The 22,132-nt window shown below is 35.7% G+C and carries 26 protein-coding genes; 21 read left to right on the forward strand and 5 right to left on the reverse strand.

Annotated elements, in window-relative coordinates:
- Window positions 1-220 precede the first annotated feature (220 nt).
- Entirely contained in the window at window positions 221-580 is a 360-nt protein-coding gene (locus KHA97_RS02100) for a YugN family protein (protein WP_213123099.1), read from the reverse strand.
- A 251-nt stretch (window positions 581-831) separates the two neighbouring features.
- Between KHA97_RS02100 and KHA97_RS02105 the strand changes: the two genes are divergently transcribed.
- The 10 genes from KHA97_RS02105 to coaD all read left to right on the forward strand — a co-directional run bounded on the left by KHA97_RS02105 (window position 832) and on the right by coaD (window position 8,158).
- Window positions 832-1,266, forward strand: coding sequence for a CBS domain-containing protein (locus tag KHA97_RS02105; protein ID WP_213123100.1), 435 nt, complete (start codon window positions 832-834; stop codon window positions 1,264-1,266).
- Window positions 1,267-1,409: 143 nt separating this feature from the next.
- On the forward strand, window positions 1,410-2,462 hold the full coding sequence (locus KHA97_RS02110; protein WP_213124273.1) for a CAP domain-containing protein: 1,053 nt from the start codon (window positions 1,410-1,412) through the stop codon (window positions 2,460-2,462).
- Window positions 2,463-2,725: 263 nt separating this feature from the next.
- A complete protein-coding gene (ylbD, locus tag KHA97_RS02115) occupies window positions 2,726-3,127 on the forward strand; it encodes a YlbD family protein (protein ID WP_213123101.1) in 402 nt (133 codons plus the stop codon).
- 65 nt (window positions 3,128-3,192) lie between these two features.
- Window positions 3,193-3,429, forward strand: a complete 237-nt coding sequence (locus KHA97_RS02120; protein ID WP_213124274.1) for a YlbE-like family protein — start codon at window positions 3,193-3,195, stop codon at window positions 3,427-3,429.
- A gap of 57 nt (window positions 3,430-3,486) precedes the next feature.
- Window positions 3,487-3,864, forward strand: coding sequence for a carbohydrate-binding protein (locus tag KHA97_RS02125; protein ID WP_213123102.1), 378 nt, complete (start codon window positions 3,487-3,489; stop codon window positions 3,862-3,864).
- Between the two features lie 54 nt (window positions 3,865-3,918).
- Window positions 3,919-4,365, forward strand: coding sequence for a YlbF family regulator (locus KHA97_RS02130; RefSeq protein WP_213123103.1), 447 nt, complete (start codon window positions 3,919-3,921; stop codon window positions 4,363-4,365).
- A 26-nt stretch (window positions 4,366-4,391) separates the two neighbouring features.
- The gene (locus tag KHA97_RS02135) at window positions 4,392-4,667 is read left to right on the forward strand and encodes a YlbG family protein (RefSeq protein ID WP_213123104.1); all 276 of its coding nucleotides are present in this window, start codon (window positions 4,392-4,394) and stop codon (window positions 4,665-4,667) included.
- Window positions 4,668-5,310: 643 nt separating this feature from the next.
- Entirely contained in the window at window positions 5,311-6,693 is a 1,383-nt protein-coding gene (locus tag KHA97_RS02140; protein WP_213123105.1) for a stalk domain-containing protein, read from the forward strand.
- Window positions 6,694-7,094: 401 nt separating this feature from the next.
- A complete protein-coding gene (rsmD, locus tag KHA97_RS02145) occupies window positions 7,095-7,664 on the forward strand; it encodes a 16S rRNA (guanine(966)-N(2))-methyltransferase RsmD (RefSeq protein ID WP_213123106.1) in 570 nt (189 codons plus the stop codon).
- A gap of 2 nt (window positions 7,665-7,666) precedes the next feature.
- Complete coding sequence (coaD, locus tag KHA97_RS02150) at window positions 7,667-8,158, forward strand: pantetheine-phosphate adenylyltransferase (protein WP_213123107.1); 492 nt, start codon at window positions 7,667-7,669, stop codon at window positions 8,156-8,158.
- Window positions 8,159-8,236: 78 nt separating this feature from the next.
- Here the strand turns inward: coaD and ylbJ are convergent, their stop codons facing one another.
- Window positions 8,237-9,457, reverse strand: a complete 1,221-nt coding sequence (gene ylbJ, locus KHA97_RS02155) for a sporulation integral membrane protein YlbJ (RefSeq protein WP_213123108.1) — start codon at window positions 9,455-9,457, stop codon at window positions 8,237-8,239.
- Between the two features lie 88 nt (window positions 9,458-9,545).
- On the opposite strand from ylbJ, the gene KHA97_RS02160 reads away from it, so the two are divergent.
- Window positions 9,546-10,337: a patatin-like phospholipase family protein gene (locus KHA97_RS02160; protein ID WP_213123109.1), complete on the forward strand. Its 792-nt coding sequence runs from the start codon at window positions 9,546-9,548 to the stop codon at window positions 10,335-10,337.
- 10 nt (window positions 10,338-10,347) lie between these two features.
- Here the strand turns inward: KHA97_RS02160 and KHA97_RS02165 are convergent, their stop codons facing one another.
- Window positions 10,348-11,568: a nucleotidyltransferase gene (locus KHA97_RS02165; RefSeq protein WP_213123110.1), complete on the reverse strand. Its 1,221-nt coding sequence runs from the start codon at window positions 11,566-11,568 to the stop codon at window positions 10,348-10,350.
- A gap of 444 nt (window positions 11,569-12,012) precedes the next feature.
- On the opposite strand from KHA97_RS02165, the gene KHA97_RS02170 reads away from it, so the two are divergent.
- From KHA97_RS02170 to KHA97_RS24235, 3 genes are all read left to right on the forward strand, one after another.
- Complete coding sequence (locus KHA97_RS02170) at window positions 12,013-12,552, forward strand: YceD family protein (RefSeq protein WP_213123111.1); 540 nt, start codon at window positions 12,013-12,015, stop codon at window positions 12,550-12,552.
- Between the two features lie 71 nt (window positions 12,553-12,623).
- Window positions 12,624-12,797 carry a 50S ribosomal protein L32 gene (gene rpmF, locus KHA97_RS02175; RefSeq protein ID WP_213123112.1) on the forward strand — a complete coding sequence of 58 codons (174 nt, stop codon included), beginning with the start codon at window positions 12,624-12,626 and terminating at the stop codon, window positions 12,795-12,797.
- 361 nt (window positions 12,798-13,158) lie between these two features.
- Entirely contained in the window at window positions 13,159-13,734 is a 576-nt protein-coding gene (locus tag KHA97_RS24235; protein ID WP_213123113.1) for an RsfA family transcriptional regulator, read from the forward strand.
- Window positions 13,735-13,820: 86 nt separating this feature from the next.
- Here KHA97_RS24235 and KHA97_RS02185 read toward each other — a convergent pair whose 3' ends face one another.
- Together KHA97_RS02185 and KHA97_RS02190 are read right to left on the reverse strand one after the other, a co-directional pair.
- A complete protein-coding gene (locus KHA97_RS02185) occupies window positions 13,821-14,267 on the reverse strand; it encodes a DUF4064 domain-containing protein (protein WP_213123114.1) in 447 nt (148 codons plus the stop codon).
- Window positions 14,268-14,375: 108 nt separating this feature from the next.
- Window positions 14,376-14,849 carry an N-acetyltransferase gene (locus tag KHA97_RS02190; protein ID WP_213123115.1) on the reverse strand — a complete coding sequence of 158 codons (474 nt, stop codon included), beginning with the start codon at window positions 14,847-14,849 and terminating at the stop codon, window positions 14,376-14,378.
- A gap of 892 nt (window positions 14,850-15,741) precedes the next feature.
- On the opposite strand from KHA97_RS02190, the gene KHA97_RS02195 reads away from it, so the two are divergent.
- The 7 genes from KHA97_RS02195 (at window position 15,742) to rsmH (ending at window position 22,107) form a co-directional block, all read left to right on the forward strand.
- Entirely contained in the window at window positions 15,742-15,960 is a 219-nt protein-coding gene (locus KHA97_RS02195; RefSeq protein WP_213123116.1) for an acetyl-CoA carboxylase biotin carboxyl carrier protein subunit, read from the forward strand.
- Between the two features lie 16 nt (window positions 15,961-15,976).
- The gene (locus tag KHA97_RS02200) at window positions 15,977-17,509 is read left to right on the forward strand and encodes an acyl-CoA carboxylase subunit beta (protein WP_233713274.1); all 1,533 of its coding nucleotides are present in this window, start codon (window positions 15,977-15,979) and stop codon (window positions 17,507-17,509) included.
- A 72-nt stretch (window positions 17,510-17,581) separates the two neighbouring features.
- Complete coding sequence (locus KHA97_RS02205; protein ID WP_213123117.1) at window positions 17,582-18,481, forward strand: 2-dehydropantoate 2-reductase; 900 nt, start codon at window positions 17,582-17,584, stop codon at window positions 18,479-18,481.
- Window positions 18,481-18,876: a DUF3397 domain-containing protein gene (locus KHA97_RS02210; protein ID WP_213123118.1), complete on the forward strand. Its 396-nt coding sequence runs from the start codon at window positions 18,481-18,483 to the stop codon at window positions 18,874-18,876. The genes KHA97_RS02205 and KHA97_RS02210 overlap by 1 nt, the downstream gene beginning before the upstream one ends.
- An 81-nt stretch (window positions 18,877-18,957) precedes the next feature.
- Window positions 18,958-20,586 (forward strand): bacillithiol biosynthesis cysteine-adding enzyme BshC, encoded by a 1,629-nt coding sequence (gene bshC / locus KHA97_RS02215; RefSeq protein ID WP_213123119.1) that lies wholly within the window; start codon window positions 18,958-18,960, stop codon window positions 20,584-20,586.
- Window positions 20,587-20,716: 130 nt separating this feature from the next.
- A complete protein-coding gene (gene mraZ, locus KHA97_RS02220; protein WP_213123120.1) occupies window positions 20,717-21,148 on the forward strand; it encodes a division/cell wall cluster transcriptional repressor MraZ in 432 nt (143 codons plus the stop codon).
- Window positions 21,149-21,174: 26 nt separating this feature from the next.
- Window positions 21,175-22,107: a 16S rRNA (cytosine(1402)-N(4))-methyltransferase RsmH gene (gene rsmH / locus KHA97_RS02225; RefSeq protein WP_213123121.1), complete on the forward strand. Its 933-nt coding sequence runs from the start codon at window positions 21,175-21,177 to the stop codon at window positions 22,105-22,107.
- Window positions 22,108-22,132: the final 25 nt, after the last annotated feature.

Here is a 22,132-nt window from a genome sequence, read left to right on the forward strand (position 1 = left end):
AGTCGTTATTACGGAAATAAACAATTAAAGAACTATAGTGTTAGCGACTGCATTTGGTCAAGGACGAGCTAATATTGGCTTACGCAAAAGAGAAGGGCAAAAGCTTGATAATAGTTGCGATCGACAGGAACTACCTTTATAAATTTAACATACGTAGTTCCAATCCATAATTTTATGAGATAAAAAAAGAACACAGAAGAACTGTGCTCTTTGAAATCAATTATTCAGCAAATACTTTTGCTTCTTGATAGATTGCTGCTAGAATTTTATTGCACTGTTTTACTAGATGATCTGGATAAAATTCATCTTCCCCATATTCAACGCCATGAGGATAATAATGTTTCCCAAGGATTGGGGTCATTAATTGTACGTAAGCATCATAAGAGCCTACATCTCCTTCAGTAGCATATCCTTGAATTCGCAAATAGTATGTTCCTTCTTTGATTTCGAATTTATGATCGTATGTAACTCGCTCGTAATCCCATTGGCCTGCTCTAACCATTCCATTATGTTCCATAACTTCATCCAAACGACTTAAATCTACGGTTAATGTTTCAATACCAGTATTTTCAAAATTCACGTTTTTAACCTCCTGCTTATAATAGATCGATAAACGACATTTCACTATTTGCATTGTTTTCCTCACGTCTAATAATAGTCGAAAAATCAAGATGTTGCAACGAATTGGAGTTACTGAATTGACTTCAAATATAAGATTAAAAATTTGACCGAAAATATAGAGGATGTATAGATTTTTCCCCATTTGGTGAATATACAAATGGTGTAAGCACCGAGAACCTTATTAATTTTCATAGGAGGAATTTTAAAAAAATGACACAAATTCGTGATATTATGACGAAAGAAGTTGAAACATGTTCCTTAAATGATAATGTATATGAAGTAGCGGTTAAAATGAAAGAGGAAGATGTCGGTGTTATACCTATCGTCAATAATGATAAACTCGTTGGAGTCCTTACGGACAGAGACATTGTTCTACGCTGCATTGCGGAAAAAAATCCTCCTTCTTCAAAAGTAGAGGAAATTATGAGTAGTCATCTTGTGACAGTAACTCCAGATACAACAACCCAAGAAGCAGCAGGAATAATGGCTAAAGAACAAATCCGCCGATTACCTGTTGTTGAAAATGGAAGGTTAGTTGGAATTGTTGCATTAGCTGATTTTGCAGTAAGGGATTTAACGGATAATCAAGCTAAAGTTGCCCTTTCAGAAATTTCGGAACCGGACGAAAACCAAGCGTATCATTAATGAATGAACCCTGAAAATTCAGGGTTTTTTTATATAATGAATGTGTACGTGAAAGATTAAATGTTATAATGATGAATAGTTATATCTAACATCGTCATCCAATAATGACCATAAGTTAAGACTTTAAGGAAGGAGGAATAGTGCTGCGAACGTTATTTCGTGCCATGGTAATTTCCGCAATTATATTTTTTATAATGATTTATTTTTATTCTGATTCAGGAACGAACGAACCATTGAAAGACTATAATTATGCTACTCCTCCAAAAGTTGACCATTTTATTAATAAGGAAACAATGGATGAAACGAATCGTCCGAAAGAAGGACTTTCTGTATACATTGGAAAGTCGGCAAAAGACTTAATCAATGATTATGGAGAACCACAAAGAAAAGATCCATCAGCCTATGGATATGAATGGTGGATATATAATAATTTTTCAGGAACGTATATGCAAGTTGGAGTACAGAATGGGTCTGTAGTTACAATATATGCTCTAGGAAATCAATTAAATATTGCTCCTTATATGATTGGAGAGACAATTGAAGATATATTCCGGACGACCTATCTAGAAACAGAAATCATGGTATCCGTAGATAAAGGAAAATATCGATTTGAGCTTTCGGAGGAGGATTTAAATATTCGGCCGCTCATACAATTGGGAGATATTTTCGCGCAATTGTCTATCGATAAATATACAGGTACACTTTCCAGTATTAGGTTTTTTGATAAAAAAACATTAATTACACAGCGTCCTTACGAATTGGCATATCGAGGAGATTTAATTTCACCATCTGATATTGGCGAAGAAGGATGGCGAGAGATTGAAAAGGGAAGTGAACAGCAAATACTCGATATTACGAATGTTATTCGCAATCGTTTTGGATTAGAAGAGCTATTGTGGGATGAACAAGTTGGACAAGTGGCTTATGAACATAGTAAAGATATGTTTGATAACGACTATTTTTCACATGATTCTCCTACATTTGGAACTCTTGCTGAAAGGCTGGAAGCAGATAATATTGATTATCAATCTGCGGGCGAAAATATAGCTTCCGAATATATAGATGGACCTGCCGCAGTTGAAGGCTGGTTAAATTCAGAAGGACACCGAAAAGCACTATTGGCTGACAACTACTCAAGGTTAGGGGTAGGGGTATATCAAAAATTTTACACACAAAATTTCATACAACCTAAATGATAATAGACCTTTCTAAGGTCTTTTTTCATGCTTTAAGGAATTAAAAACTTCAACTTCTTGTGAATAATTGTCAAGTCGATAGTCCGAATAGTGATGCAACTTTAATTGGTTTCGCGTCGGACCCACAAGATTTATATTTTTGAACAAAGTTTTTTGAGTATATTTCAGGTGCCTTACGCTTTTCTAATTAGTATTTATCACCATTATCACCTTTTATCCATATTCTGCATATAAGGATAAATGACATAGATGAGGTGACTTAGATGGAGAGTAAAAGTCTGCATCCGTCCGTAGAAGAATTTAAAGCTTTCGTTAAGGAACATCCAAAAATATTACAGTCAGTAAGGAAGAAGGAACATTCTTGGCAGGAACTATATGAGGATTGGTTTTTGCTTGGAGCGGATGACCCTAAATGGTCTAAGTATAAAGTAGAAAATAATACCCTAGAGGCTGTTGAAAATAAAGAACGTGAAAAAAATTGGGTGAACCATATAACACGTATGATAAAAAATATGGATGCTAATCAAGTACAACATCATATAAATCAACTGAGTCAAGCAATCGGTGCAATTCAAGGGGTTCTTACTCAATTTCAGGGAAGTAATCCACCACCAATAAATCCACCAACTACAAATAATAATCCTTTCTCATTTAAAAAAGACTAGAGCTTTTTCCGATTTTTTAAGTGTTAAAAGTTAAAATATTTAAAGATGAAAGGGGTTGAATGATGTTGCGTCAAGATGTAATGCAGTATATTTATTCAAAAAACGAACTAAAAGAATTTATTCGTGAACAGCCATATTGGTATCGAAAGCTTTCGAGGGAACCAGAGACGTTGGAACAGTTTGAAATTGCTGCATTGAATTATTTTAAGAAAACAATACCACATCAGGTTGAAAGGGTTTCAAATGGCTTGCAGATTGCTTCAATGATGATGGGAATGTTACAGTCTTTAAACGCAAACTAAATCTTTTTCGTATGAACCTCATTCTTTAGTGAAAACTAAAGAAGAGGAGTGATCTACTTGAAAAAAATGATGGTTTGCTTATTTCTTTTTGTCCTTTTAACTGGATGTAGAAATAAACTTCCCGAACCGGAATCCATGATTGCAGAAGCTTCAGATCAAATAAATAGACCAGAAATAATGAATATTCGCCACATTGTGGAAGGGCGGAACATAAAAATTGAATGTATAGTAACAGGTGTTTCCTTCGTAAGCTCTGATAAAAGTAATGGTAAGATTTTGCTCTATGTAGATGGGAAACAATATGGTGAATACACAACACCTGCCTTTATCGTGAAAAATTTAGAACCTGGAACCCATAGACTCAAAATCGAAGTAGTGAATCATAATAGGCTATCTTATGGTATTAATCGCCAGTTTTTGGTTACAATCAAATAATACATGTCGCACCGATAGTAAAAACATGATAAAATAACGATTGGAGGTGGGCTAATGCTTGCTACAATCGAAAGTGTCAAAATAATTGAAAAAGCTGAAATGATAGGTGAGCTTGTAATTGCTTCAGAGATTGCTGACAAATACAGGTTTTTTTATAATAAATTAAAAAACGATAAAGAAACAAATAGGAAAATTCTCGAATTCAACAAAATGAAGGAATTATATGCAGATGTACAAAGATTCGGCCGATATCATCCTGATTATAAGGAAATCATGATTAAAACGCGTGAGTTAAAAAGAGATATGGATCTCGATGAAAATGTCGCTAATTTTCGTCGTGCAGAAAATGAATTACAGACCTTATTAGATGAAATTAGCCTCATTATAGGCAGGTCGGTATCCGAGCATATTAAGGTACCTACAGGCAACCCATTTTTTGATACAGGATCTTCATGCAGCGGAGGTTGTGGAAGTGGCGGTGCATGTGGATGTTCGGCATAAAGAAGGAATGATAAAGGGGAAAGAGCATGCTTAATGGGAGACAAGGATTGATTGTTTGGCTTTTCAGTTTGAAGAATGCCAAGGCACTTAGGAGATTTGGAAATGTTCATTATATTTCTAAGCGAATGAAATATGTAGTATTATATTGTGCGCAAGATGAAGCTGAGTCTTTAGCGGAAAAATTATCATCGATGCCTTTTGTTAAAAATGTAGAATTGTCATATAAGCCGTTTTTAAAAACAGAGTTTGAAAATGCTAAGCCAGATAAAGCAAAAGAGTACGATTATCGGGTAGGGATTTAATAAAGAGCAAGCCTATTTTTTAACTAAAGACTTATTAAAACGTATTCTTACTTTCTGAAAATAAGACAAATAAAGGCTGCCTTTTATTTTTTGGGCAGCCATTTTATTGTAGTGTAAAGAAAGTGCATCTTTTTTATAGATTTGTATTTTTAAGCTAAACCGATCAGTGTCTTGCGCAAGCAACCATCAACTGGCAAACTTCTTGTCGTTCTCCTTTCGAAAGTGGGCCAGTTTCTCCTTATCGGTACAGCTGCAGGCGCCAACCCCTCGAGGTCATAAACCCGCGTCAATAAAGTCAAAGAGCGACTTTTTTAACTAAGAATATTTGCTTGTCGGAGCCCAGCAGGATGCGGGGCAAGAAGGTATAGAGACGTACACGGATGTACTAGTGCAGGCGAAGCGACAGCACGTCGTTGCCTTAGCCTGCAACAGGAAGCTGCGTTCTTAACCTTCTTACTTTAATTAGGCGACTTTCGCTTTTCGTGGCTCCTTTATCTCAGTCGCAAGGCAGATGAAGGAACGTCCACAATAAACAGCCACGTCCTTTGTGCGACATAAATGGATCCATATCCTGTGGGCAAGGACGTCGATGTGCAAAGCGCTTTAGCTTTTCTTATTACATAATGTATTAGGGGTTATATCTTTGAAAAGAATCAGTATTTATTTTTTTATTTTAGTCATCCTTAGTGGAGGATTGTTAGTTTACCAATGGATAGGTTATTCATCAACACCTGGTGTAAAAGTAAACACAATACTTCAAACAATCAAAATTAAACATACGCAAAATAAATTCCAAGTTGAACAGACAATAACAGGTATGAAAGAAGATTCTTATACAATTAAAATACCTGATGACGTAAGCAATTTAACTTGTGTCAATATGAACGAAGCGGAATGCAATATAAACAAATCCAATTTATTAATACTTGAAGATGAAAAAGTTACCTTCCAATATGATTTGCCGGTTAATGAAAACGTAAAAAGTTTCCTTTTGCAAGATTATAGTATAAAACTTCAGGACGTTGTCATCGACTCTACAAGAGTGCAGTTAAGTGATTCTACTTGGAGAAACGGAAACTGGGTAAGCAACTCGGAAACTTCAAGTATGCGGAAAATGGACTTAGTAGATTACTATGTAATGGAAAATAAGGGAAACGAACCATTTTTATACTGGCAAGAAGAAACACTTCAAAAAATGGAAGAGGATAAAAAACTCATCATCTATTCAAATACTAAACATCAATTATTTAAAAATAAGGAACAGTTGCCCGTTAATGGGAAAGTGATTCATTTAGTGCTTACAAATTTACATGAAGAAGTTGAAAATGATAATCTTTTGATCTTGAACTCAAACAGAAAGCCTCTAGAGATTGAGGAAAAATATACAATGGCATTGATTCGTTCAGCATACAACATTTCATCCAATGAGGAGGAGCTAACTAATCTCATTTTGGCTATCGTTCTAAAAAAACCTATAGGTGATGGTAAGTATAAAAAAATGTATGAAGAGTTGGTAGAGAGGCTATCAGATGAGCAGTTGACGAAATTGAGGGAAAAGGTGTTGTATTTCCATAAACGTAAAATGACCCATAATTTGCTTGATACGTTATTAGAAGAAGTTACCGGATATAGGACATCATTTTTTTCCGACAATGCACAAAACAATGAGAAGGTAGCACCATTAACTCTATTGGATTCCCGTGAACTTTTTATTAAAGACAGCCAGGTTAGTAATGTAAAAATAATTCACGAAAACGGAAAAATGATGATAGAGTTTGTCCCGCTTTTAAAAGCTTTACAATATGAAGTAAATATCGATAACGAAAAAATAAAAGCAGATAAAAGAGCAATTAAATATCAATTTTATCCAAATAAACGTATTTTTGAATTGAATCAACAAAGATATGGTATGAATTACGCACCGATTATTAATATTGAAGGACAAGCTTTTATCCACTTAAAATTAATTGAAACGCTATTAAATGTGCATGTATCTGAACATGAAACTAAAATCGAAATCAATTGAAACATAGAACACAAGCGCAAGCGCTGCTATAGCTCGATCTTATTAAGCGGATGTGGACTTACGCAACAGAAACCGAAAGTTTACTAGTCACTGGCTGCTTGCGATAGACGGAAATATTCTTAAACAATAAAAAAACCCTGCATCTCCATGCAGGGCCCTTCTATTTCCGAAAAAAACGGATAGAAGGCAAAGGGAGAGGAGAAACCGGAGGAAGAACTTAAGGGGAACGTAAGTCTTCTCCGCGGTTGGCAACAACATCAGTTGATGCTGTTATGGTCATTATCGCCTTAAAAGTATTTTTTATACACTTCCTATTTGGAAGGCGCATTCATTTTAGTTGGAAAGCCGATTTAAACTATGTTAGGATGTAAAGGAAAAATCTATAACAAATTGGTGACGATATGAGAGTTATTTCAGGAACGTGTAAAGGCAGGCCGCTAAAAGCGGTTCGTGGAAATGAAACAAGACCTACTACTGATAAAGTAAAGGAAACAATGTTTAACGTAATTGGTCCGTACTTTTCGGGCGGGAGGGCTTTAGATCTATTTGCTGGAAGCGGAGGCCTTGGGATTGAGGCGTTAAGCAGAGGTCTAGATCACGTAATCTTTGTAGATAGAGATTCTAGCGCAATACAAACCATCCATCATAATATAGCGCTTTGTAACATGGAGGAAAAATCTGAAGTATTTCGAAATAATGCTGAACGAGCGCTTAAAGCAATATTAAAAAGAAATTTAACATTTGATTATATATTTTTAGACCCCCCATATCGAAAGCAGAAGCTAGAGGGATTGCTGCATTTTATTGAAAATAATAATCTAATCGCTACACAAGGAACAATCATTTGTGAACATAGCAACGATGTTATACTTCCTCCGAAAATCGGCAATCTGGAACAAGCGAAAAAAGGTGACTACGGTAGTATTGGATTAACATTCTATCATCTTATTGAGAGTGAAAAGGGGGTCTAAGTATGGCCAATATAGCAGTTTGTCCAGGCAGTTTCGATCCAGTTACATTAGGTCATATGGATATTATTAGACGTGGCGCTAACGTATTTGACGAAGTTTTTGTCGTTGTGTTAAACAATTCGTCTAAAAAGGCGCTATTTAGTGTAGAGGAAAGAATGGACTTACTTAGAGAAGTAACAAAAGATATGCCAAATGTTAAAGTTGACTCATTTGGCGGTTTGCTTGTTGAATATGCCGAAAGTGTAAACGCCAAAGCCATTATACGTGGGCTGAGAGCTGTTTCGGATTTTGAATATGAAATGCAAATTACATCAATGAATAGAGTTTTAAACGAAAAGATTGAGACGTTTTTTATTATGACGAATAACCAATATTCATTTTTAAGCTCAAGTATCGTAAAAGAAGTGGCAAAGTACCATGGGAATATTTCTGAACTAGTCCCTAAAGAAGTTGAACGGGCATTACTAAAAAAGTTTACATCAAACAAAGCGTAAGCATCTTTTTGTCGACCGCAATCTATAGGAATGAGACTTATGCTAGACAGAAATCATAAGCAATGAGAAAAATGGATTCTACGGGTTTGTAGAATCCATTTTTTTATAAAATAAATATATATATATTATTAACGATATAATCGTGATAATAGGTCCGAACTTAACAAAAAGATTCAATGTATTCTCCCACCATAAGTCATGCTCTTGAAGTATGACTGGAATGGCATTATTACCCGATACAATATGAAACTTTTCAGCGAAGGGTTTCCAAAGAATAAAGGTAATTCCGGCTGCAAGAAAGCCGTGAAGAATGCGTGCTATAAAAAATGGTTTGAATTTAATATCTGTTTCAGCCAATATACTTGCAACTTGCGCTTGAACACTGAAGCCGCTAAACCCCAAAATAAAGCTTGTTATAATCGCTTGATGCATCAGTATTGCTTCGTTTACTTGACTTGTCATTTGGCTGCCTAATGTTATTTCAAAAATGCCTGCAATAATTGGAATTCCTAATTCTTTCGGCAAATGAAATGCAATTAAAACATATTCTGTAATATTCGCAAGTAATAACGTAATATTTAAATGATATAGCAATTTATTAACGACGGAAAACAAGATAATAAAACCGCCAATCATTAGCAAAGTCTGAATGGAAGAGAGAACGGCATCACCTAATAATTTTCCGATCGGTTTTTTGTTTTTAAGTCTTGTTCTATGCATGGATGATAAAGCTTGTGAGAAAATCATCCATAAAGATCGTTTCTCCCTATATTTTCGCGGCTCTTTTTTTCCGTAAAATCTCATACACAGTCCAACTAAGAAATTTCCTAAGTAATGAGCAATAGCTAGAAATATACCTAATCTTGGGTTATTGAAAAATCCTACAGAAACTGCCCCGAAGATGAAAAGTGGACTGGAGGAATTCGTAAAAGAAACTAGTCGCTCTGCTTCCACTCTTGATAATTGTCTCTCCTGCCTCAATCTTGCACTAAGTTTTGCCCCCGCCGGAAATCCAGTAGCCATTCCCATCGCCCATGCAAAGCCTCCTACACCAGGGACTCTAAATAGCGGTCTCATTAGAGGCTCCAAAAGTACACCCATAAACTTTACTACACCAAATCCTATTAGTAACTCTGAAATAACGAAAAAAGGAAACAAAGAGGGAAATACAATTTCCCACCACATATGTAAGCCTCGAATAGATGCGCTAAAAGATTCATCAGGGAAAAGAATCATAGAGATAGCCATAATCGTAACTCCAGCTGCGAGTAAGATGGTTTTAATTTTTGATATATTCAACGACTCAACCCCCTGTCCAACATCCACATAATCAATATACTCATAGAATGGGCTTTTAGACCATAAAATGTGGTGGGGGGAGATATGTGTGAAAATGCCGAAAATTGGGTTAGCCTTAGGTTCCGGTGGGGCAAGAGGCTTCGCACATTTAGGAGTATTAAAAGCACTTAGAGACCATTCCATACCAATCCATATGATTGCAGGCAGCAGCATGGGAGCTCTAGTTGGCTGTTTCTTTGCATTTGGCCATAACCTAGATCAAATTATAAAACTTTCTATTGCTTTTAAACGAAATTATTATTTGGACTTTACGGTTCCAAAAATGGGTTTTATAACAGGAAACCGAGTGAAAAACTTGGTTGATTTGTTTATGCATGGTAAAAATCTGGAAGAATTAAAAATACCTGTTTGTGTGATTGCTACTGATTTAAAAACAGGAGAAAAAATAGAATTTACAAAAGGTCACATTGCATCAGCCGTAAGGGCAAGCATAGCTATTCCTGGAATATTTGTACCGGAAAAACTAAACGGGAGGCTCTTAGTTGATGGAGGGGTGGCAGATAGAGTGCCTGTTTCGTCTGTAAAAAAGATGGGTGCTAATCTCGTTATTAGTTCTGACGTTGCAGGTGTAAATACAGAGGCAGAAATTTCTACCGTCTACGATGTCATAATGCAAAGCTTGGATATTTTACAAATGGAAATTGGTACAGCAAGAGAGATTGAATCAGATATTATGATTCACCCTCCAGTGGAACATTTTAGTGCACGAGCCTTTAAAAATATCGAAGAAATTATAATTGCCGGTGAACAGGAAACATTAAAAAAAATTCCAGAAATCAAAAAAATGATTCAGGAATTTCAATTACACGGCATTGAATAAAAATAATTCTCTAAAATTCTTCCTCGTACAAGATTGGCGGCTGTGCAAATTCATGTTTTAGTAAGGTTGAGCGTTCCGGTTCAGGCAAGGCTAGAGCATAAACATTCGAAGCTTTCAAATCAAGAAGCAGCATGTCATTTTGAAAGCTGGATACTTTTGAGATGAGCGGAACTTGAAGCTCTTTTTTTATTTTCCTTAAATATTCCCTGCCATGTTCATTCATCCCAAGCAGTCGAATATATTGTGGATCCTTATTTAAAGAATGAATTGTTTGTTTTTTTGTATTTGTAAGAATGTGTATACATGTCCTTTGCAGCCTCGTCCACGTGTATCTTTTTGTTTTGACTGATTTCATGAACTCCTCAAAGCTATTGGCAGTGCGGCTAGCTTTGATTAAGCGGTTTTCTAATCCTTCACTCACATCATATATTTCTTCTAACTCTTCTTTAGTCATAGATAAAATTTTATATTGGAGAAAGGACCAATAATCCTCCCATGAATGAAATTGTCCAAACGTAGTATGATAATTAAGAAGTTCGTCATATGTTCCTTTTGGAACATACTCTCGGATTTCTTTTAGCTCAGAATGAAAATGAATTGACTTTCGAATAGATGTTGCGCTTGTTATAGAGGCTCCGCTCAACGATTCATCATGATGTTCTGCGTTTCTTCTTTTGACGGTATGAAAAGAAATACGCGAATTTATCTTTTCTCCTGCTGACATATAATGAAATCCGAGGATATTATTTGGTTTTGTCAAATCGACAATATTTCCTTGCGGTTTTAACTCCTGAAATGCAGCAGACAACGCAGAAGGATAGCTTATTCCTTGTTTAATAAATTTCCGAATATAGTAATCGTATTCATCTTTATGATGATTGATAAAACGTACAGTTTCATAAAACTGATCAATATTCCCTGATTCACTTCCGAAACATATATCTCTACACCCAATAGCATCTAATAATAATACAGCTCCATATGCAAATATTTCTGCATTTTGAACGGCATATGCATAAGGCAATTCAATTACAATATCGACACCCGCTTGCAACGCCATTTTTGTACGGGACCATTTGTTTACTAGAGCGGGCTCACCTCTCTGCAGAAAGTTTCCGCTCATGACCGCAATGGCTACGTCGGATAGTGCCAATTTTTTTGCCGATTGGAATTGAAAATCATGTCCGTTATGAAATGGATTATATTCAGCAACAATACCTACACTATTCATAAGTAATCCTCCATATACTACCTTAACTTAATTTACTCACATCATACTTGAAAAAACAATGATTGAAAATATTTAGGAATAGATAGGGCATGACCCTCATTTTAATCTTATTTTCAAAAACTATAATGACCATAATAGCCTGCGTGATAACCAGATCTAAATCATACATTCACAAGATAAACATAATTAGGATTTCCTTGGTAAACGGGATAGCCATCAGAACTTGGCCTTACATAATGGATTTGTTATGTATTTGCCATTCTCCGTCTTAATGGTTTACGCACCCGCCTGACAATTTTAAAAGAATCCAAAGAGAAAATAGATAAAAAGCATAAACTAGGTAAAACCTAAAATAGTTAAGAATTTATTTTGACATATACGTAATTTATTGACAAACATATAAGTGAAAGCTATAATTACTTTTGTTGCCTAGAGGTGATAGTGATGAAATGGACAGTTTTACAATTACAAAAATTTCGTGATGTGGAGCTAGAAATAGATCAAATAGTCGATGTCTCTCGAGATCTTAAGCAAAAAGATCCCGAAATCAGAGATGTATCGTCTATTCATGTTACAGGTACAGCACGGATTGATTCTCAGAAAGCTGAGTTTCATCTTCATTTAACGGGTAATTTAATATTGCCATGTTCTCGAACGCTTGTCGATGTTGTGTATCCAATCAATATTCACTCAACTGAAACTTTTATATTAAAGCCAGTCGAATATTCTCCAATTGACGAGGAGGAGATCCATGAACCAAATGAAGGTACCGTGGATTTAATTCCAGTTATTGAAGAATTAATATTATTGGAAGTTCCGTTGCAGGTCATTTCTGACGATGCAAAAAATACGGAATCACTTCAATCTGGTAAGGATTGGGAAGTTATGACAGAGGATCAATTTAAACGTGAACAACAAAAAACAACAAGAATAGACCCTCGTCTTGCGGGTCTCGCAGCATTATTGAAAGAGAAAAAAGAGTAATAAATTGACCCGAAAATACTTAATTTATTGTGGCGACTTATTGATTGATTTCTTTTAAGGAGGTGGGAAGAATGGCAGTTCCAGCTAGAAGAACTTCAAAAAAAGTAAAAAGACAAAGACGCACTCATTTTAAACTTCAGGTCCCAGGAATGGTTGCTTGCCCTAACTGTGGAGAAATGAAACTTGCACACCGCGTATGTAAAGAGTGTGGAACATATAAAGGTAAAGAAGTAGTAAGTAACTAATTCTTAACCAGCGATAAAAGCGTGAAGAGATCTTATTCTCTTCACGTTTTTTATTTGCTTAAGAATTTATAGATTGGAACTATGTGGATAACTTTTTAGGAGGTAGTTCGCGTCTAGCTCCAGAGACTATCGACTTCAAACTTTCAGTTTTTCTTAGCTTATTTCCTATATCGGAAGACTGAGTCGAAAACTAACGTTGGACTAATAATGTACCTTCTTAATGCATGTTGACTATCCCCATCCGGAATGCTCGTACTAAGATAAATAGATGCGTGCACTTTAGTTAATATATTTTTTACTAGAACTGGATTCTATCTACCCTTGCATCGGCATATACTTTAAAAAAACTAGGGGTGATAAAATGACGGCTGCACGGCAGGATGCGTGGACTTCTGATGAAGATTTAGTGCTTGCGGAATTGGTGCTTGCCTACATAAGAGAGGGCAACACTCAGCTGCAAGCATTTGAGGAAGCGGGGAGAAGACTGAAAAGAACAGCTGCAGCATGTGGTTTCCGGTGGAATTCTAATATTCGAAAAAAATATAAAGAAGGAATAGAACTAGCCAAAAAACAAAGGAATACAAATAAAAAAGAAAAAAATGTTGAAGCAAAAGAATATGTATATCAAAATTCTGACAATAGGAAAATAAGTATGGATTATGATTCCATCGTTCTCTCTGATGCCATTCAATTTTTTCAAAAGCTTGAGAATGAACTTGCATCAACAGAAAGATATAAACAAGAAAACGAGATACTAAAAAATGAAGTTGCTGTCTACAAAGCCGATAAAGAAGAAGCTTTAAAAGCTTTAGAAGAGATGACAAAGGAATTTATTCAATTAAAGGATGAATATCGTTCGCTCATTGTTCTCTTGGATAAAGCCAGAAAAATGGCAGGGGAATTGTCTGACGCAGAGAAAATCAATGTACCTTTATAATAATCAGAAAAACTGCACCCCAATTGTTATGTGTGTCTAACAATTGGGGTGCAGTTCAATTCACTACTCTTTAAAATAGAGGAAGCTTAAAGATTTTCTATTTGTCCATCATTTGTGTCAGGGAATGATGGCTTTCTGGCAAAACACATAATTCCAGCAATTAGGTATAGCAAAGCGGGTAAAAATCCAAACCCAATGGTTATGACTCCAATTAATACCGCACCAATAATAAACATTGTTCCAGCAAGTTTCGGTTTTTTATTTCCTTTAATAGCAATAAGTGCGATTATACCTAGAACAACTCCAAGGATAGCAGCAATAATTAGTGCAGATCCAGCAGTAGACATCATATCAAGAATCATATTTGCATCTATACCTTCTTGATTGATTGTAGGGTCATTCAAGGATTCTTCCAATATTGGTTTGACGTCTTCTGACTTGCCGGCAAACATAAATAACATTCCCATTAAAGCAATCAGAGCACTTAAAATCATCCCAATAACACCTAATACGATTTCTCCTGTTCGTTTCAATCAAATACCCTCCTGATGTAAAAAAATAATAGCTTCAAATAATTATACGATGAAACTGTCCAATAGTTTCAATTTTTTACGTTAATCAAATTGGATAAAAGTTCTGTTTTAATGTTTTTGCTCTGACACTCCAGGTGGGTACCAAACAAGTGGATTTTCTCCCCGGTCCCGGTCCATTTCATATGTCACTGATTCAAATCCCATTTTCTCAAAAAACTCACGAGAATTCATACGAGGATTTGTTTTAATGGGCATATTGTAGCTTTTTGCATATTCAATCAGTTTTTTTCCATAACTTTTATTCTGATATCCTGGCAATACTTCTAGCTTCCATATTTCTAAATAATCTTGTGGAGGGTTGAAATATTGATCATAACGTGAATCTCTCCGATATAGGCTCATTCGGGCGACTAGCTTGTCACCAAAATATATACCGTAAAAAGGTGAATGAGAATCATCTTCTATCATGTTAGCCTGTAAATCTTCTAGCATTGATAGTTCCTGGGCACCATATTCTTTAAACTTTTTAAACTCTTCCATTGTTTTATAGTTTATTTTTAACTTTTCCACTTTGGCAGGCATTAAAGGGTCCCCCTTACGTATTATTTATTGACATATGTCAATTGAAACTATTTCGATAGAAATTCTCCAAATAAACATGATGTATCACCATATTCAATATTATATAACAAAGAGCAAAATTATTCAGTGATTGTAATGATAAGAATACGATAGACTCTCGGAAATTCAAGCTAAAAAAGACATGCCAAAGATGCGCCCCATATTTATTTTTAAAAATGTTTGTTTTTAAACACCGTTGATTTCCGTTCCAGGCGGACGCTTTCCGGGGGGCGTGCGGTGAACTCTTCGGTCGCTTTGCGCCCTGTGGTGTCTCACCTGTCACGCAAATCCCCCAGGAGTCGCCGCCTTCCACTCCAATCAACTAGGATATTCCTTTGCTCATAATGCCATAACCTGTTCCAAAGTCTTTTTCTTCCTTTTCATACGATTATCATGAAAGTCTTAAGTTCGTTATTCATAAAATGAAATTTTGTTGCCACTTTTGTCGAAAACACTTGACTTTTCAAAAACGTCACAATAATCGCCGGTGAAGGGATTTATTTCCTTACTAACAGTTATTTCCCTTAATATGCATATCAAAAAGACGATCTGTTGTTTCTTAATGGTCATATTTTCTCTTCAATGGCTAAATCTTTTTAAAGGGTTTGTTGCTTTTTAAAATAAAATCTGTTGAAGGTTGATTGTAGCGAAAGTGCGAGACTCCTGCGGGATCAGCTGGACAGGTGAGACCCCACAGGCGTTTACGCCGAGGCGGCTCACCGCCCGCCCCGCGGAAAGCGAGCAACTGTAGCGGAAATCAACCAGGCCCTATCTTGGAAATCAACAGTTGCTAGCTCTTACTCGCTCGGTAAATGCCGAGAGTCTATTACGTATTTAAGGAGGAGTAATCAAAATGAAAACAATCGAATCGCCTATTACAGGTATAGTATTAAGAGTCATTTCAAAAGTGGGTGAAGAAGTATCCGCTGGGCAAGTTGTAATGGTTCTCGAATCAATGAAAATGGAAATTCCTATTGAAGCAGTAGACAAAGGAAAAATATTAGAGATCAAAGTAAAGCAAGATGATTTTGTGAATGAAGGGGATATCCTTCTCGTATTAGAATCTTTATAAGGAAGGTGCACATATATTGTCTTCTAATTTTGAAAACCTAGAGGAGAGGCGCAGATCGATTTATAAAGGTGGCAAGGAAAAATATCATGAAAAATTGAAGCTTCAAAATAAGCTGTTTGTAAGAGAGCGACTATCACTTCTGTTTGACCGAGGAATTTATGAAGAAGATGGATTGTTTGCAAATTTCTATTCAAAAGATCTTCCAGCAGATGGTGTTGTGACAGCAGTCGGCAAAATAAATGCTCAAACCGTTTGCGTAATGGCAAATGATTCTACTGTAAAAGCAGGTTCGTGGGGAGAAAGAACGGTTGAAAAAATTATTCGCATTCAAGAGACAGCAGAAAAATTAAAAGTCCCACTTTTATATTTGGTGGATTCAGCTGGAGCAAGAATAACAGATCAACTTGATATGTTCCCGAACCGTCGTGGAGCAGGAAGGATATTTCATAATCAAGTTAAATTATCTGGGATGATTCCTCAGGTTTGTATCTTATTCGGTCCATCCGCAGCGGGCGGTGCCTATATTCCAGCATTTTGCGACTGTGTCATTATGGTTGAGAATAATGCCTCTATGTATTTAGGTTCCCCAAGAATGGCAGAAAAAGTAATCGGTGAAAAAGTGGAGTTAAATGAAATGGGGGGCGCTCGAATGCATTGTTCTGTCAGTGGATGTGGAGATATATTAGTAGAAACTGAGGAAAAAGCAATCGAAGCGGCGAAGACGTATCTTTCTTATTTTCCAGCAAATTGTGAGGAGGAAGTAAATAAAGGAAAGGGGAATGATCCCGACAGTGGGAAGTCACTGGAAGCCATTATTCCTCTGAATCAAAACATACCTTTTGATATGTATAAAGGGATAGACTCATTAATCGATGGCGGAAGTTTTTTTGAAATAAAGAAGCTTTTTGCACCTGAACTCATTACTGGTTTTGCACGATTAAATGGCAGGGTTATTGGCATTATAGCAAATCAGCCAAAAACAAAAGGTGGGGTGCTTTTCATTGATTCGGCCGATAAAGGTGCAAGGTTTATTCAGTTATGCGACGCTTTTCATATTCCTTTGCTTTTTCTTGCCGATGTCCCCGGATTTATGATTGGAACAAAGGTTGAGCGGGCAGGAATAATTAGACATGGAGCAAAATTAATTGCAGCGATGAGCTCAGCAACTGTTCCTAAAATATCTGTTATTGTAAGGAAGGCATATGGTGCTGGCCTTTATGCAATGGCAGGACCTGCTTTTGATCCTGATTGCTGCATTGCTTTACCAACAGCACAAATAGCTGTGATGGGACCAGAAGCTGCTGTTAATGCGGTGTATTCTAATAAAATTCTTGAAATAGAAAACCATGAGGAGAGATTAGAATTTATAAAGGTAAAGCAGGAGGAATATAAAGAGCATATTGATATTTATAAACTAGCTTCTGATTTAGTCATAGATGAGATTGTTGCCGCTAATGAATTAAGGAAAACCCTTATTTCTAGGTTTGAGCTTTACGAAACGAAAAAAATTCCTCAAGTAAACCGTAAACATCCGGTTTTCCCTGTTTGATAATTTTAAATACCCAGATTATAATAACTTTGCTACAATAGTCCTATATAAACAAGTATATCGGGTGATGATGTGAAAATTGGAATTATTGGAGGCGGCGCAGTAGGCCTTCTTTTTGGAGCTTACTTAAGCTCTTATCACGAAATATCAATCTATACTAGAACGAAGAAACAGGCAAAATTATTGAATAATCAGGGGATTACTCTAATTCGGGATAATACGAAACACAAATATGCTGTAAATGGACAAGGGGATTATGAAAATATTGCTTTCCAAGATTTTATTGTTGTAGCAGTAAAACAATATGATCTTCATTCTCTAGAAAAAATTCTAAAAATGATCCCTAAACATATTCCACTTCTTTTTATTCAAAATGGAATGGGGCATTTACAGCTGCTTAACGCTTTGCCACATCATTCTATTTATGTAGGAACTGTGGAACACGGTGTCGTGAGAATTGAGCATGGAACGATCGAACATACTGGTATTGGAAAAACGAATATTGCTATTTTTCGTGGGCAACATGATGATTTTAGAGATTTTCCCGCCATCCAAAATCAATATTTTCCTTTCCAAATTCAATCAAACTATAAAAATATGCTTTATTCAAAACTAATTGCGAATGCTGTAATCAATCCTTTAACAGCTGTTTTTAATGTCCCTAATGGGAGGATAATCGAAAATCCTTTTTATTATGAAGCCTTTATAGCTCTTTTTATTGAAATCATGCAGCTGTTTCCAGAAATAAATAAAAAAGATTCATTGCATAATGTGGAGCTCATTTGCAAAAAAACGAAACATAATACATCTTCCATGTTAAAAGATTTGAAGGAAGGAAAGAAAACTGAGATAGATGCGATATTAGGTTATATCCTTGAGGAAGGAAATAAAAATGGACATGCTTTACCCTTCACAAAATTTATTTTCACCATGATAAAAGGGAAAGAATTGGAAGGGGGAATCGAAGAATAATGTTAGCTTTATTGTCCTCATTGGCAGCAATTTTTGTTATTCTGCCCGTACTTCTTTTTGCTCTAGTTTTCTACATCGTGAAACTTTTGACGAATAGTCAAAAAAAGGCAAAAGGAGCAGCTATTAATATTACAACATTCGTATTAATATTTTCAGTACATTATTTAATCTTGGTCATATGGTCTAAATCCTTGCTATGGCTCATTATCTTATTTGTATTATTGACAGCTATTTTATTTTCATATGTCTATTGGAAAGTAAAGGAGGAAGTTGATTACGGAAAGGTATTCCAAGGATTTTGGAGGCTGAATTTTTTATTGTTCTCAGCCATTTACATAGGCTTACTTTTATATGGAGCAGCATCTCGAGCAATTGAGGCCGTAATGGTCAAATAATTTTTCAGTATTACATAATATCTTTTACTTAAAGTTTTTGCTATACTTACGCTTAGAAAACGCAGAAAGGAAGTACGGCTTATGGAATTAGAAAGCATCGTCATTCCAGCCACGAACGACTTTGCTTCTCTTTATATAGAACAAAAAGAGCCTGTTAAAGGTTTTTTTCATTACGATATAACGGAGAACACAGTATTTGAAAAGCGCTGTCGCGATCTTATGTCAAGAAATATTGATCGCGCTGGCATTGCAAGAGTGATCGAAAATTACATGGAGAAATTTCCGCAATCTAATAAAACAATATTGTCATTAGAAAAAATGCGCAATGAACATTCGGTTGTTGTCATTGGAGGGCAGCAAGCAGGTCTATTAACTGGTCCACTTTATTCTATACATAAAATCATTTCCATTATAAAACTTGCGGAAGAACAGGAAAGAAAACTCGATAGACCAGTCGTTCCTATTTTTTGGATTGCTGGGGAAGATCATGATTTTCTTGAAATCAATCATGTATATGCCGAAGCTGGACAATCGTTAAAGAAGATTTCCTTTGCTGGCAATAATGATGAGAAGAAAATGACTTCACATATTTATTATAATAAAGACGAAATGCATCAATGGGTCAACACTGTTTTTACTCATTTTGGTGAAAAAGTGCATACGAAACAATTATTATCTTCACTTCATTCGGCCATTATGCAATATGATTCGATAACAGATCTTTTTTCTTATATTGTTATGTCTCTTTTTAAAGACTATGGTTTGCTTATTATTGATTCGGCCGATCCAGCATTACGTCGTTTGGAAGAGCCTTTCTTCTCCAGGTTAATTGATCAAAATGTTGAGTTAAGTCAAGCTGTATTATCTCAACAAAAAGAGATTGGAAGTTACGGCTTTAAAAAAGCAATTGAAATGGAAGAAAGTGCAGCTAACTTATTCTATTATTTACATAATGAACGAATTTTGTTAGATTATGATCCTCAAAAAGATTGTTTTTTGTCAAAAAAAGCAGATTTTCGAATGGATAATGACAGCTTGCAGGACTTGCTGCGGCAAAAACCTGAAAACTTCAGTAATAACGTAGTTACAAGACCTCTAATGCAAGAATGGCTATTTCCTACTCTAGCATTCATAGCAGGACCAGGTGAAATCGCTTACTGGGGTGAATTAAAAAAAGCATTTGAGATAGTAGGAAATAAAATGCCTCCTATTATTCCAAGATTAAATATAACGTTTCTTGAAGCGGCACTTGAAAGAGATATACATGATTTACAGTTATCTATTGAAGATATACTTAAAAATGGAGTCACAAGGAATAAAGCATTATTCTTAGAAAATGTTGCTGATAAAGAATTGCAAAGTATTCTTGACGATGCAAAAAAATACTTGGAAGATCAATATGATTCCATATTTAAAAGGTTGGAAGAAAGTGATCGCGGATTATTACCGCTCGCTAGAAAGAATCTATCAATACATTTAAATCAGCTTCAATTCATGGAGCAAAAATCAAATCAGTCACAAGAAATTAAACATCAGACAATTTTAGACAAGTATAGCAAAATAGAACTGCATTTATTGCCGAATGGTGCACCTCAGGAACGAATTTGGAATATATTTTACTATTTAAATGAAATGGGAGAAGGGTTTATACATCAATTAATGGAAGAAGCATTTGTTTTTGATGGGACACACAAATTAATAAAAATATGATGAATCATGACTATCTAATGATTGAAGCTTTGCTTCAATTTTTAGATAGTTTTTTATTTTCCTTTTAAAAAAAGGTGGTAGAAAGTGGGGGGATGTGGTAAAGTAAAGTTAGAAAGTGGGGGCATATCTTATGTTCATGGGAGAATACCAACACAATATTGATGCGAAGGGCCGTTTAATTGTCCCAGCAAAATTTCGTGAGCATCTCGGGGAAACATTTGTAATAACCCGTGGTCTCGATCAATGTTTATTTGGTTATCCTCTCGAAGAATGGCGAATTTTGGAGGAAAAGCTAAAATCTCTCCCTATGACAAAGAAAGATGCTCGAGCATTTACGAGATTTTTTTTCTCCGGAGCCGTTGAATGTGAAATTGATAAACAAGGCAGAATAAATTTGCCAACACCGCTCCTAGGCTATGCTAAACTTGTAAAAGAATGTGTGATTTTAGGGGTTTCGAACAGAATTGAGATTTGGAGCAAGGATAGTTGGGAAGACTATTTTGCAGAATCAGAAGAATCTTTTGCTGAAATTGCAGAGAATATGATTGATTTTGACATCTAGTCTATGATTTTGAAAGGTGACATCACATGTTTAATCATACTACCGTGTTATTGAAGGAAACTGTCGAAGGATTGAATGTTCATCCTAATGGTATATATGTGGATTGTACTCTCGGAGGTGGGGGGCATTCAGAATTAATTCTATCCAAGCTATCCAGTGAAGGCAGGCTAATTGCTTTTGATCAAGATGAAACAGCTATCTCACATGCTAAAGAAAAGCTTTCAAAGTACGAAAATAACTTAATTTTTGTTAAAAGTAATTTTAAATATATAGAAGAAAAAATAAACAGCCTTGGAATACATAAAGTGGATGGGATATTATATGATTTGGGAGTTTCTTCCCCTCAACTAGACACTCCGGAAAGAGGTTTTAGTTACCACCACAATGCGCCACTTGATATGAGAATGGATCTTCAAGGTGAAATCTCCGCTTATGATGTTATTAATCAGTGGTCCTATGAGGATTTAGTTAGGATTTTTTTCCATTATGGTGAAGAGAAATTTTCCAAACAAATTGCCCGTAAAATCGAGGCTGCAAGAGAAAAAGCACCTATCGAAACGACAGGTGAATTAGTTGAATTAATCAAAGAAGGGATTCCTGCACCTGCAAGAAGAAAAGGCGGGCATCCTGCAAAACGGATTTTTCAAGCGATTCGAATCGCTGTAAACGATGAACTGCACGCATTTGAAAATTCGCTCCAACAAGCGATAGATTTACTTAATCCATCGGGAAGAATCAGTGTCATTACGTTTCATTCTTTGGAAGATAGAATATGTAAATCTGTTTTTAAGGAAGCAAGCGAGGGACCACCATTGCCCCCTGGAATGCCTGTAATACCAGCAGGCTATGAACCAAAATTAAAGCTTGTCAATCGAAAACCTATAACTCCTTCAGAGAAGGAATTAGACATAAACAACCGAGCACGTTCGGCAAAATTAAGAATTGCTGAAAAAATATAAACATATCGGAAAATACTTTTAAAGG

It is taken from the genome of Lederbergia citri (assembly GCF_018343625.1).
Classification (GTDB): domain Bacteria; phylum Bacillota; class Bacilli; order Bacillales; family Bacillaceae_C; genus Lederbergia; species Lederbergia citri.

Coding starts and splice junctions, on each gene's coding strand:
- KHA97_RS02105 (WP_213123100.1), top strand. CDS start 832: ATGACACAAATTCGTGATATTATGACGAAAGAAGTTGAAACATGTTCC.
- ylbD (WP_213123101.1), top strand. CDS start 2,726: ATGGAGAGTAAAAGTCTGCATCCGTCCGTAGAAGAATTTAAAGCTTTC.
- KHA97_RS02130 (WP_213123103.1), top strand. CDS start 3,919: ATGCTTGCTACAATCGAAAGTGTCAAAATAATTGAAAAAGCTGAAATG.
- KHA97_RS02135 (WP_213123104.1), top strand. CDS start 4,392: ATGCTTAATGGGAGACAAGGATTGATTGTTTGGCTTTTCAGTTTGAAG.
- rsmD (WP_213123106.1), top strand. CDS start 7,095: ATGAGAGTTATTTCAGGAACGTGTAAAGGCAGGCCGCTAAAAGCGGTT.
- coaD (WP_213123107.1), top strand. CDS start 7,667: ATGGCCAATATAGCAGTTTGTCCAGGCAGTTTCGATCCAGTTACATTA.
- KHA97_RS02165 (WP_213123110.1), bottom strand. CDS start 11,568: ATGAATAGTGTAGGTATTGTTGCTGAATATAATCCATTTCATAACGGA.
- KHA97_RS02170 (WP_213123111.1), top strand. CDS start 12,013: ATGAAATGGACAGTTTTACAATTACAAAAATTTCGTGATGTGGAGCTA.
- rpmF (WP_213123112.1), top strand. CDS start 12,624: ATGGCAGTTCCAGCTAGAAGAACTTCAAAAAAAGTAAAAAGACAAAGA.
- KHA97_RS24235 (WP_213123113.1), top strand. CDS start 13,159: ATGACGGCTGCACGGCAGGATGCGTGGACTTCTGATGAAGATTTAGTG.
- KHA97_RS02190 (WP_213123115.1), bottom strand. CDS start 14,849: ATGCCTGCCAAAGTGGAAAAGTTAAAAATAAACTATAAAACAATGGAA.
- KHA97_RS02195 (WP_213123116.1), top strand. CDS start 15,742: ATGAAAACAATCGAATCGCCTATTACAGGTATAGTATTAAGAGTCATT.
- KHA97_RS02210 (WP_213123118.1), top strand. CDS start 18,481: ATGTTAGCTTTATTGTCCTCATTGGCAGCAATTTTTGTTATTCTGCCC.
- bshC (WP_213123119.1), top strand. CDS start 18,958: ATGGAATTAGAAAGCATCGTCATTCCAGCCACGAACGACTTTGCTTCT.
- mraZ (WP_213123120.1), top strand. CDS start 20,717: ATGTTCATGGGAGAATACCAACACAATATTGATGCGAAGGGCCGTTTA.
- rsmH (WP_213123121.1), top strand. CDS start 21,175: ATGTTTAATCATACTACCGTGTTATTGAAGGAAACTGTCGAAGGATTG.